Annotated in this window: 11 protein-coding genes; 5 read left to right on the top strand and 6 right to left on the bottom strand. The window is 39.5% G+C overall.

Annotated elements, in window-relative coordinates; translation table 11 throughout:
- From AC1M9D_RS10865 to rimI, 3 genes are all read left to right on the top strand, one after another.
- The coding region (locus AC1M9D_RS10865; protein ID WP_019509660.1) for an EF-Tu C-terminal domain-related protein at window positions 1–91 on the top strand (91 nt) is incomplete at its 5' end.
- A gap of 206 nt (window positions 92–297) precedes the next feature.
- Window positions 298–1,179 (top strand): metal-dependent hydrolase, encoded by an 882-nt coding sequence (locus AC1M9D_RS10860; protein ID WP_481612164.1) that lies wholly within the window; start codon window positions 298–300, stop codon window positions 1,177–1,179.
- A 104-nt stretch (window positions 1,180–1,283) separates the two neighbouring features.
- Window positions 1,284–1,742: a ribosomal protein S18-alanine N-acetyltransferase gene (rimI, locus tag AC1M9D_RS10855; RefSeq protein WP_481610654.1), complete on the top strand. Its 459-nt coding sequence runs from the start codon at window positions 1,284–1,286 to the stop codon at window positions 1,740–1,742.
- A gap of 14 nt (window positions 1,743–1,756) precedes the next feature.
- Here the strand turns inward: rimI and AC1M9D_RS10850 are convergent, their stop codons facing one another.
- The 3 genes from AC1M9D_RS10850 to trxB all read right to left on the bottom strand — a co-directional run bounded on the left by AC1M9D_RS10850 (window position 1,757) and on the right by trxB (window position 4,384).
- On the bottom strand, window positions 1,757–2,572 hold the full coding sequence (locus AC1M9D_RS10850) for an arginyltransferase (protein ID WP_180028761.1): 816 nt from the start codon (window positions 2,570–2,572) through the stop codon (window positions 1,757–1,759).
- A 17-nt stretch (window positions 2,573–2,589) separates the two neighbouring features.
- Entirely contained in the window at window positions 2,590–3,321 is a 732-nt protein-coding gene (aat, locus tag AC1M9D_RS10845; protein ID WP_481594471.1) for a leucyl/phenylalanyl-tRNA--protein transferase, read from the bottom strand.
- A 115-nt stretch (window positions 3,322–3,436) separates the two neighbouring features.
- A complete protein-coding gene (trxB, locus tag AC1M9D_RS10840) occupies window positions 3,437–4,384 on the bottom strand; it encodes a thioredoxin-disulfide reductase (protein WP_035267378.1) in 948 nt (315 codons plus the stop codon).
- 261 nt (window positions 4,385–4,645) lie between these two features.
- On the opposite strand from trxB, the gene AC1M9D_RS10835 reads away from it, so the two are divergent.
- On the top strand, window positions 4,646–7,798 hold the full coding sequence (locus AC1M9D_RS10835) for a DNA translocase FtsK 4TM domain-containing protein (RefSeq protein ID WP_481612163.1): 3,153 nt from the start codon (window positions 4,646–4,648) through the stop codon (window positions 7,796–7,798).
- 45 nt (window positions 7,799–7,843) lie between these two features.
- On the opposite strand, the gene AC1M9D_RS10830 is transcribed toward AC1M9D_RS10835, so the two are convergent.
- Window positions 7,844–8,821 carry a helix-turn-helix transcriptional regulator gene (locus AC1M9D_RS10830; protein WP_481612162.1) on the bottom strand — a complete coding sequence of 326 codons (978 nt, stop codon included), beginning with the start codon at window positions 8,819–8,821 and terminating at the stop codon, window positions 7,844–7,846.
- Window positions 8,822–9,180: 359 nt separating this feature from the next.
- Here AC1M9D_RS10830 and AC1M9D_RS10825 point away from each other — a divergent pair, with 359 nt between their 5' ends.
- Complete coding sequence (locus AC1M9D_RS10825; RefSeq protein WP_481612161.1) at window positions 9,181–11,538, top strand: YadA-like family protein; 2,358 nt, start codon at window positions 9,181–9,183, stop codon at window positions 11,536–11,538.
- 112 nt (window positions 11,539–11,650) lie between these two features.
- Here the strand turns inward: AC1M9D_RS10825 and AC1M9D_RS10820 are convergent, their stop codons facing one another.
- A complete protein-coding gene (locus tag AC1M9D_RS10820; protein ID WP_035267385.1) occupies window positions 11,651–11,938 on the bottom strand; it encodes a PA4642 family protein in 288 nt (95 codons plus the stop codon).
- Window positions 11,939–12,126: 188 nt separating this feature from the next.
- Window positions 12,127–12,399, bottom strand: a complete 273-nt coding sequence (gene minE / locus AC1M9D_RS10815; RefSeq protein WP_035267388.1) for a cell division topological specificity factor MinE — start codon at window positions 12,397–12,399, stop codon at window positions 12,127–12,129.
- Window position 12,400: the final 1 nt, after the last annotated feature.

Here is a 12,400-nt window from a genome sequence, read left to right as displayed (position 1 = left end):
CCCAATCGCAATGGACCCAGGTCTACGTTTTGCGATCCGTGAAGGTGGTCGTACAGTTGGTGCTGGTGTTGTTGCTAAAGTAACTGCATAAGTATTGATTGTGTGAAAGAAACGCCCCATTGGGGCGTTTTTTTATGTAATCTATAAATTGTTAGACAATAAGAATTGTAAGCTGTCCTTAACTGATAATGATGTGACCTATAAGGCATTTATCATAAAAATAATAAATCACTAAGATGAAGTAATGAAAAGAATCATAAAACTAGATTTGGATAGATCCCGAATAGGAGTCCAGCAATGAATGCTAAAGTAAATATTACAAATCGTGCCGGTGCATCATTTCCAGTACGTCGTATGCAATTTGATTTTGATCACGTACCAGAATATTGGATGAGTGGTTCAGCAGGACTAACTCATTTCATGACAGCGTTATCTGCATTATTTCCTGCAGGTGAAAAATTCTTTATCGATTCAGTCCGTGCAGTTCGCCAACATCCAGCCATTAAAGATAATGAAGATCTCCAAAAAGAGATTTCAGCATTTATTGGTCAGGAAGCAATGCATACACATGAGCATGCTGGCTTTAATGCATCAGCACAAAAATTTGGTCATGATGTTGCTGCACTTGAAAAAGCCACAGATACGGTCATTCAAACTTTTCGTAAGTCAGCTAGCACCCTTATGAAACCATTTGGTATTTCACAAGAAATGATCGATCTGATGGGAACGACTGCGCTTGAACATTTTACAGCAACCATTGCCTCAGAATTATTGCGTAATGAACATATTCAAGCATTAATGACTGATGAAACAATGGCGACGATGTGGGCTTGGCATGCCGTTGAAGAAAATGAGCATAAGGCTGTCGCATATGATGTATTTGAAGGTGTGTTCGGTAAAGGAATCAAATCTTATCTTGCTCGAACATCTTCTTTAGTGGCAGCAATGGTTGTGCTATTCATGGTGCAGACTTATTTTGTAGCGCGTTTATTGAAAGACGATAAACAGTTAAATATTGCATCTTTGAAAGATATCTATACCTATGGATATAGTCCATCTAAAGGAATTATTTCTGGTATGGGTAAGGAAATGTTGGCTTATTTTAAACCAGGCTTCCATCCGAATGATTTGGATACCGTGGGTTTATTGGTAACATGGAAAGCAAAACTCGGTTTTTAAGTATTTACTTTTGTGCATTCGGGCAGCGTAAGCTGCCTTTTTTTATTTCATTTATTTTCGAACTTTCTATAATGTACTAACTTAAAAAATGCAATGTAATGATTATGATTCGACCGATGCTGACATCAGATGTTGAGGTGGTATATGAAATTGAAAGTTTGGGGCAGACGCATCCTTGGACAAAAAAACAATTTTCAGAAGCGGTTGATTCATATCAATCCACAGTGATTGAATACCAGAATCGTGTTGTTGGTTTCTGTATTTTACAGCCTGTATTGGATGAAGCAAATTTGCTGTTGATGGCAGTTCATCCGAAAATGCGTGGAAAAGGGTTGGGATATCAATTGCTTGAAGCTTCAATGGCTCAACTCAATAATGATCCCGTACAAATCTTTTTAGAGGTCCGAGAAAGTAATAAGGCTGCGATTGCACTATATGAGAAATCCGGATTTCATCAAATTGATATGCGTAAAAACTATTATCCAACATTAGCTGGTGGAAAAGAGCATGCCATCATTATGGTAAAGGCATGCAGTGATAATTTTGCAGATTTATTCAAGTGACAAAATTCAATACCCTACTTTACGATAAAGTTATTCCATTCAGAGGGAAGTGTCGTCATCAGCATATGACCTAATTGATCGATTTCTTCGTTGCTGAGCATTTTATTAACACGTCGCCATTGACCATCCAGTAATAATTCAAAAGGCGCATATTGGGACTTATAGTTCATTTTGAATGAATGGGGTACCCAATATCCTAAATATACAAACTCTTGATTGTGCTGCTTTACATATTCAATTTGCTTAAGGACTGCAAAAACGCCTAAAGAACGTTTGGATTCATCTGGATCAAAAAATGTATAGACGGCGGATACTCCATCATCTAATACATCGCAGGTTGAGACACAAATGAGTCGATCATCTTTCCAAAGTTCTATAAAGAAACTATTGCTACAACTGTGAATCAAAAACTTCTCGAATTGATCATAGCTAGGGGGGAACATATCTCCATCTGAATGACGCTCATTGATGTAACGTTCATAGAGTTGATAGTGTAAATCAGTAGCATCTTGAGTTTGGGTTATTCTAACTTCTAAGTCTTGATTACGTTTCCAAGCTTTCTTTTGTTGACTGTTCATTTTAAAAGCATCAACAGGTACACGACATGAAAGGCATTGTCGACACAAATGACATTCAGGTCGATAGACAAAATCTCCGCTTCTTCGAAATCCTACACGAGACAATTCTGATAAAGTTACAACGTCGATTTTATGAGCAGGATCTAAAAAGACCATCCGTGCTGATTTCTCGGGAAGATAACTGCAGTCATGCGGTGGTGTAATGTAATACTGCAATTCATTTAATAGGGACTGGGGTTGATAAGAATTCATATTGTCCCTCCTATTTCTCAATCCATGAGTCGTTGATCAAATGCTATTGTTTTACTTGAAAATACACCGTCTTTATACTTTTGCCAATCAATCTGAGGCTGTTTTATCACATCTTGTAACGAATTAAGGTAGTCTTGGCGAGAAATTGTGCAAGCACCTAAGCTCATGAGATGATCATTCACCAATTGACAGTCAACCCAGGGTACCTGGTTTTCAAGGCTAATCAACATGAGGGTATAAAAAGCCATTTTTGAAACATCAGTCTCTCGACTAAACATGGATTCACCAAAAATACCCTGACCTATAGAGACACCATAGAGCCCGCCGACAATCGAATTTTCTCTGCGTACTTCGACACTATATGCATAGCCTGACTCAAATAATGAACAGTAACCCTGAATGATATCTTCAGTAATCCATGTTTCATTGGCATAACTTCGTGGTAATGAGCAAGAACGTATCACATGTTCAAAATCACGGTTAATGGTAATCGTATAATCATGTTTTTTCATGTTACGAATGAGTGATTTACTTGGATGGTATGACGAAGGGTAGATAATGCAGCGAGGTTCTGGACTCCACCAGCAGATCGGCTCACCTTCGGAAAACCAAGGAAATAAACCATGTGTATAAGCTTCAAATAATGTAGAAGGGGAGAGGTCAGCACCTATACAGATTAGTCCTTGACCTTCGGGATCGGATTCAATTGGATTAGGGAAAATAAATTCAGAAGGAGGGAGCATAGGGATTAAGTTCTAAAAATAATAATGAAAAACCGAAGATAAAAATGTTTAAAATGATTATGCCAAGTTGAAAGAATAAAAAAACCACCCGAAGGTGGTTTTTTGGGTTTTTAAATAAATATTAGTTGTCTAAATATTTCTCAGCGTCTAAAGCAGCCATACAACCTGAACCTGCTGATGTAATTGCTTGGCGGTAGATATTGTCTGCAACATCACCTGCAGCAAATACGCCTTCAACAGAAGTCGCAGTTGCATTACCACGTGTACCACTTTGAACTTGGATATAACCATCACGTAGTTCAAGCTGACCTTCAAACATTGCAGTATTAGGTTTGTGACCTATAGCGACGAACAATCCAGTCACTTCAACGTTTTGTGTTGTAGTATCAGTTGTAGATTTCAAGCGAACACTAGTAACGCCATCTTGAGGGTTACCAAGTACTTCTTCAACTTCATGGTTCCAGATGATGCTGATTTTGCCTTCTTTCTCTTTTGCAAAAAGATGATCTTGAAGGATTTTTTCAGAACGTAATTTATCGCGACGATGTACAAGTGTTACATGTGAAGCAATGTTTGATAAATAAAGCGCTTCTTCAACCGCAGTGTTACCACCACCGACAACCATGACTTTTTGATTTTTATAGAAGAAACCATCACAAGTTGCACACGCACTCACACCTTGACCCATATAAGCAGCTTCGGATTCTAATCCTAAGTATTGAGCCGTAGCGCCTGTTGCAATGATCAAAGCATCACACGTGTATTCTTCCATATCACCTTTTAAAACGAATGGACGTACATTTAAGTCAACTTCGTTAATGTGATCGTAAACCAATTCAGTACCAAAACGTTCTGCGTGAGCTTGCATACGCTCCATTAAAGCAGGACCTGTTAAGCCTTCAGGATCACCTGGCCAGTTATCAACTTCTGTAGTTGTGGTGAGCTGACCACCCAATTGCATACCAGCGATCAAAGTTGGTTTTAAATTTGCTCGTGCAGCATATACAGCTGCGCTATAACCTGCAGGACCAGAACCTAAAATAATCAATCTTGAGTGACGAGCGCTCATGTATAAGCATCCTTTTAATTTGATATATCGATTTACTGAAAATTATACGTGAAACTTCACCACAGTTGTGTGGAATGAATGTGGATTATATTGATCAACTAAATCGAATTGAGCTATATAGTTAAAAGTGTTAACAAGGAAACCTTAGAAAGCTGCACCTTTTTTTAATGAACAGGTGCATAATAGTAAGTTTTCTATAATGAAGAAATTGTTCCATTTCAACATTAGAACATTAATGAATAATCGTTTACAGGACAGTATATGACTGCGGTGTCGAGTGTATATGCACAGCGCTTAGTTTTAACATTCTTCTTAATATCATTTGGTATTTATCTGTTTTTAGCAACAGTGACTTATACGCCATTTGATCCGGGTTGGATGCATATTTCGAGTGATACTCAACAAGTTTCAAATGCAAGTGGTGTCGCAGGTGCTTGGATTGCAGATCTCTTATTTGGATTTCTGGGCTGGGCAAGTTTACTGATCCCAATTTATTTATTCATTGAAGCGATTCAAGTGTGGTGGCCAAGAAGTTTTTTGAGTCGTCCATTTCGTTTTGCTGCTCAATTTTTCATTCTACTTACCGTCGCGAGTTTGTTTTATTTACTTTGGTCAGTGCCTGCAGATACGCTTGCTAACGCTTCAGGTGGAATCATTGGTTACGAATTGGGTGAGAGTTTAAAACAGCTTTTGACGATTTATGGCGCCGTTTTTTTTCTGATCGTACTCAGCATCGTTCTAATCACACTGGCTTTTGGTATTCAGTGGAACAAGACATGGTCTACTTTGAAGGCGACACCCGCTTATTTGCAAGATTTATTCTATAAAAATGTACCTGAGACTGAATCAGCTTATGATTTGACGACTCAGCCAAAAGCGAAAAAAGAAATTGAACCTCCTGTAAAAGATTCAGCTCCAGTCCCTCATCAAGCTGAGCTCAATGATGTCAGTCATTTAGAAGAAATAGATCAATTACAAGCGCGTCATGAACGTACTGCTGAAAAACTATTTGAAGATATGCGTTTCCAAGTGTCTCAACAAAATCATCGTTTTGATGAAGATGATGAGGCAGAGCTCGAGCGTACCATCGCGAAAGCGCATGAGTTAGAGCGTGAGAGTCAACGTATTGTTCCAACGGGTGAAGTTTGGAAAGCCTTGCATAGCGATGAAGATCATAAAAGAGAAATTGATGAGCTTTTGCGTGCAGCAGAGGAGGATCAGCTTGATCAACGTACTTCAGAAATTAATGATTTAAGTAAAAACGTTCGAGTAGAGCAGCGCTCAACTGTTCAAGATACTGCTTTGGACTGGAATGATGATCAAATCTTTGATGAATTGCTTGAAGTTGTTCCACAAGGACAGCACGCCAAAGATATTCATACTCCTTTTCATCATCAAACAAATCCTTCAGGTCAATCTGCTGATGATCAAAATACAGCATCCCTAATCCAAAATACCTCAGCTATTGGTGTAAGTGCTGTATACGCAAGTCAATCGAGCGCAGCGGCGGAAGCGATCACTAAAGCAGATCTGTTAGCTTCTGAGCTTGATGGTCTTGCATCACTTGCGGATGAAGCAGAAGCTTTGTCTAATCCAGAGGTCAAGCGTCCAAATTTGGTGACGCCAAATATTAAATTTATGACTTCACCTAATTCAGATACAGTCGCAGAATATGAATCAGAGCAAGGTATTATTGCTCCATCACCACAAAATATGGTTGAGCAAGAGGGATCATTAATTCCTGTTGCTAAAGTGAGTGATGAGGAAAAACAACGTATATCTTCAGATAAGGATGCTTTTAGAGAAGCTTGGCAAGAAACGGTAGGTAAGCCCGAAGTTGAAGAGGATGAGTTTGATTTCGATGCGCCATTAACAGATGCTGCTGGTCGTCCAATGTCTCGTGCAATGCAAGTTGCTGAGCGCCGTAAAGATTTATCACCACTTCCTGGTTTGGATTTACTTGATGAAGTAGACCCAAACAAAAAAGTAAACTTCACTGCAGAGCAATTATCAAGATTATCAGAACTGTTAGAAATTAAATTACAAGAGTTTAATGTCAAAGCGAAAGTGATTGAAGCTCAACCGGGTCCTGTCGTGACCAGATTTGAACTGGATCTTGCGCCTGGTGTGAAAGCCTCGAAAGTAACTAATATTTCTCGTGACTTAGCACGATCAATGTCGATGGCATCAGTACGTGTTGTTGAGGTGATCCCTGGAAAACCTTACATTGGCATTGAAGTTCCGAATAGTACACGTGAGATGGTGCGCCTGATTGAATTGGTACAAATTCCAAAATTTAAAGATCCAGATGGAATCTTATCCATGGCCATGGGTAAAGATATTTCTGGCAACCCAGTCATTACTGAGTTGGGCAAGGCACCACATATGTTGGTTGCCGGTACCACAGGTTCAGGTAAATCTGTTGCTGTAAACTCGATGATTCTATCGATGCTTTTAAAATATACGCCAGATCAATTGCGTCTTATTTTGATTGATCCTAAACAACTTGAATTGGCGAACTATAACGATATTCCGCATTTACTCACGCCTGTTGTGACTGACATGAAAGATGCAGTCAGTGCTTTAAATTGGTGTGTGAATGAGATGGAGCGTCGTTATAAGCTGATGTCGTTCTTAAAAATACGTAAATTGAGTGACTATAACCGTAAAGTTGAAGAAGCAATTGCCAATGGTGAAGATCTATTTGATCCAACTTGGAAAGCCAGTGAGTCAGTTGCTGGAGAACGTGCACCTAGACTTACACCATTGCCTTCGATTGTGATTGTTGCAGATGAATTCGCAGATATGATCATGCAGGTGGGTAAGAAAGCGGAAGAAATGATCACTCGTTTAGCTCAAAAATCACGTGCTGCTGGCATTCATTTATTACTTGCGACACAGCGTCCATCCGTCGATGTAATCACGGGCTTAATTAAGGCGAATATACCGACGCGTGTTGCGCTACGTGTAAACTCTAAAATTGACTCGCGTACGATTTTGGATGCGGGTGGTGCAGAAGATTTGCTTGGACATGGTGATATGCTGTTCTTAGGACCAGGTAAAATTGAGCCTGAGCGTGTGCATGGTGCATTTATTGCCGATGACGAAGTGAACCGTATTTGTGATGCCTGGCGTGAGCGTGGTGCACCAAACTATGTGGATGAAATTCTCACCCCATTTGATGAAGAGCCAGCATCACGTGGCTTTGAGGATGGTGATGGTGCTTCTGACCGTGACGCACTTTATGATCAATGTGTTGCTTTTGTTTTAGAAACCCGCAAAGCATCCACTTCATCTTTACAGCGTAAGTTTAGTCTGGGTTATAATCGTGCCGCACGTATTATTGACCAAATGGAAGAAAACGGTATCGTGAGTGCAATGGGCGCAAATGGTAAACGTGAAATTTTAGTTTAACGAAGACTGACTCAGAAAAAGCAACCATAGGTTGCTTTTTTTTATTTAACTCAAAAAAGTGTTGTTTTTGGGGGTAATCCATTGGCTGGCAAATGTGATCAGTTCACTCACAGAGTGAACATTCAAGCTTTGATAAACTGACTTGACACAATCTTTAAATACCGCAGGGCTAATGGATAATTTTTGTAAAATTTCACTTTTATTCATGCCTGTAATTAACGAAAAAGCCACTTGGCATTCTCGGGGGGATAGATCAAGTGCTTCTAGTTTTTTTAAAATAATGAGGGAGCGTGGTAATGAGCGCTTTAAGTATAAGGCGATATTTGTATCGGTTGTATTTTGACTACTTAACCATTCAGCGCGAAGGGTTAATATTCCATTAGGAATGGTCAAACTAAGCTTGGGGATTTGTTGCCCATATTTAAGCTCATTGATGACTTGATAGCATGATTTTGGCAACGCTTTATATGGTTCCCAAAATTCATAATGTATCGGGAAGAGATTCAGTAAATCCTTTGCAGCATCAGTCATCATGACTAAATCATTTTGAGAATTCACGATTAACAACGCTTGATCTGATTCAATTACATCGTTGCCATCCTCCATTTGATTGTTAAGCGCATATTCGATATAGACACCAGCTTGTTCTAATAAACGATGATCTTGTAATTGGAAGGGTTGTGACATACGCCTATAGAGGGTAATACCTCCTGCAGGAATATGATTGCGTTCTAATCTTAAATCTAGTGTATGGTGAAGACCGCTTTGGCGCACAATCATCTGGTAGGTTAAGCTATGAAAATACGGATCATCTGGGCGTAAAAGATTTCCGACTTTGGGTAACATAGGGCAGTTGAGCCAGCGGATATGGCTTTCGGTTTTTAAGTTTAAGAATAATTCAGTATTTTCTTGGACATACCTCATCGACTGAGGGTTAAGATTTTTGTAATACAGTATATAAGGTTCACCATTTGGATAGGTCAGTGCCATACCGTAGGCATCATGTGGAATCAAAAAATTCAAATAGTCAAAAATACTGGGCGCAATGGTAAGGAGCGGAAGTTGAGTACAGCAAAGATTTCTCAGGCGATGGAGGGTGCCGAGCCTTGTTCGATCACTTTTACGAAAACTTATTGAATTCATCTTCGATTGAACTGTTTTGATTATAACAAATTCAAATTATAGATTTTTTTAAAAAAATTGAGATAAAAAAGTAAATATTAATCATTTTTTCACAAAAATATTTTTTTCATCCCCCCTTAAAGGGGGGCTTCTAGATTATCAGCTTTATGGTTTGATTTTCCTCATTATAAAAAGTCTTTCTTGCAAACTATGGAAAACCTGCAAGTGACATGACCATGTCAAAAACTAAGGGGAATTACATGAACCATATATACCGAGTTATCCGTAATCGTAATGGAAAATTAGTCGTAACAGGGGAACTTGGACGTACACGTTTTGCACAATCTTTAAAAAATATTGGAATGACGACAGGTTATCTGATTTTAATTGGGGCATTAACTGCAATGACGAGTCAGGTGCAAGCTGATGAATGTGAGGGCTCAACAGGCACAGCGACGAACTCAGATACTACGTCTTTCATCTGTGGTGAAAATAATTCAGTGGTTGCACCGAACAGTGTGGTTATGGGACAAAGCAATAACGTCAATATTGGGATGAATCATACTGTTTTTGGTTTGAATAATACCGTTACACCAAACGCTGTAATGACAACGCAAAATAATGTGGTCATTGGAAATCAAAACACAACGCATCATACAAGTAATATTGCCATTGGTAATAATCAAGTGGTTAAGGGGGAAGGGAGTATTGCGATCGGTAGTTCAAATACTGCTGAAGGGGGCATCTCTATAGGTATTTCAAATTTAAACTCGTCTGTAAAATCTGTTGTTGTTGGTATGAATAATATTCACGACGTCAACACTAATGGCTCGATGATTTTTGGTGGATTTAATGAGGTTGGTGCGACGAGTTCTCATATATTTGCCTCCAACAGTAATGTGCAAGGTCACACTAATGTGGCTGTCGGTGGTTCTATTATTATTCGACCAGGACCAAATTATACATCCGTAAGAGAGTCAGTAGCGATTGGTGAGCTGAGTCAGGTTTATGCGAGCAATTCTGTTGCTTTAGGTAGTGCATCGGTTGCAGATCGAGAGAATGTTATTTCAGTCGGTAGTGATCAATTAAAACGCCGAATCATGAACTTAGCATGGGGATTAGATACTCATGATGCTATTAATGTTGATCAATTGACAGACAATTTACAAAGAATTCTGGGTACTGGGGTGACTATGTTTCAGGGGAGTGTGATGCCCCTTTCATTTGAAATGCAAGGCTATACATACCAAAACGTAAATCAAACAATTAGAGGGATTGATATTGAATTTACAGCGTTAAAAGACCGTGTGTCTGCACTCGAAAATAATGGTGCAGGCAGTGGAGCAGGCACGGGTGCAACAGGACCAGCTGGAGCAAGTGCGTACGAGGTTGCTGTGAGTAATGGATTTGAGGGCTCTGAAACAGATTGGCTTACATCATTAAAAGGTGAAAAAGGCGATAAGGGAGATAAAGGGGATCAAGGTATACCAGGTACAAGCGGTGGACCTGGTGGCGGTGTAGGACCACAAGGTGATAGTGCTTACCAAGTGGCGGTGAATAATGGATTTGTAGGAACAGAGCAAGATTGGCTGACGTCACTCAAAGGAGATAAAGGTGACCAAGGTCCTCAAGGATTGAAAGGTGATAAGGGAGATCAAGGTGATCAAGGACTTCAAGGCTTAAAAGGCGACAAGGGCGATAAAGGTGATCAAGGACTTCAAGGCTTAAAAGGTGACAAAGGTGATCAAGGATTTAGTGCTTTTGAGATTGCTGTACAAAATGGCTTTAATGGCACCGAACAACAGTGGCTAACGTCTTTGGCTAGTGGTGGAACTGTCGCAATATCTGTTGGAACAAATCCTAGTGAAAATGCAATATTACCAAATGCAACAGGTGAAGATGCTCTTGCAATCGGAAGTTCATCAGTAGCATCGGGTCGTGAGAGTATTGTAATTGGGGCTGAATCACAAGTCGCTGGTGAACATGCAACAGCTTTAGGAAATCACAATACGGTTACGGGTGAAAATACGCATTCAGTTGGTAATTTCAACAATATTTCAGGAAATAGTACTGTAGCTCTTGGGAATAATATAACGTCTGACGCAAATAATGCTGTTCTTTTAGGAAATGCTTCGTCTACCGATCGGGACAATACGGTTTCAGTGGGTTCCTCTACGCAACAACGCCAAATTGTTAATGTGGCAGCAGGTACAGCGGATACCGACGCAGTCAATGTAAAACAAATGCGTCAAGCAGATCAGCAAGTTTTGAGCGATGCACAGGAATATACGAATATACGAACCAATGAAATATTGAATCAGGCCAATGAGTATACTAGTCGACGTGTAAATGCTTTAGAACAGAGTTTTGCCGATGAACGACGTGACACTCGAGCAGCTATTGCAGCATCTTTGGCTGTCGCTTCATTACCCCAGCCAACTTATGCTGGTGCAAGTATGTTCAGTGCAGCTGCTGGTACATGGGATGGTGAGCAAGGTATTGCCATTGGATTTAGTGGGGTTTCTGAAACGAATCGCTTTGTCTATAAAGCATCTGGAACCGCAAGTTCACAAGGTGATGTTGGTGGTGCTATTGCATTGGGTTGGCAATGGAAATAATCTAAGTTTCACCCAAACGTAAAAGTAACCTTAATACGAAACTATTTTTTAACAGGTATAAGATAGATTTAAATCAAAAAAGCCTGCTCAAGCAGGCTTTTTTATCTGTTTTTTAGGCAAATTTTGCTAAAACAGCAAGGAATTCTGCACTTTGGCGTGGGAATTCTGCGATCACATCATGAATACGTTTGCCTTCAGGATTTTGAGCGTTAAGATCACGACCATCTGCTATAAATTTAGTGAGTAAACGCTCATAGTCATTAGCACGCATATGTTTAAAAGCATGATAGAGAACATGAAAATCAGCGTTTACACCTTCAGGAGGTAACTGATTTAAATAGGCAAAAACACGCTCGTCTGACCATTCTTCATTGAACGTGGCTGGCTGTGATAATGCCATCACAATCTCCTTGGTATTTTTAATCAATAAAAAAGGGCAAAATATGAGACTAGATGAGCAAAGCACTGCTTTGTCTAGTCGCAAGACTTGAAGCTCTGCTTCAAGTGGGCGGAATATAGCTAATAGCCTATTTCTGCCACTCTCATATTTTGCCCTGATTCAATTTGCTTGACTAATCAAAAATCAGATTAACGTTCTTCAGGCAAATTGATATTCATTTCTAGCATTTCGATATTTGCTTCTGAGCGAACCGACATTTGTATATGCTGTTCATCTACACCACGCACATAACGATTCACAACTTGCATGATTTCTTTTTTCATTAAATCAATTTTATCTTGGCTTAAACGCTTACCTAGACCATTTTCAGATGCCACGATAACTTTTAAGCGATCTTTAGCTGTTTGTGCACTTGATGGTTTGTCATCACTACTAAAAAGTTTACTCCAGAATCCTGCCATC

This window comes from Acinetobacter sp. ANC_7682 (genome assembly GCF_056779795.1).
Note: the sequence above shows the minus strand (reverse complement) of the source record. Positions and strands in the feature narration are given on the sequence as shown.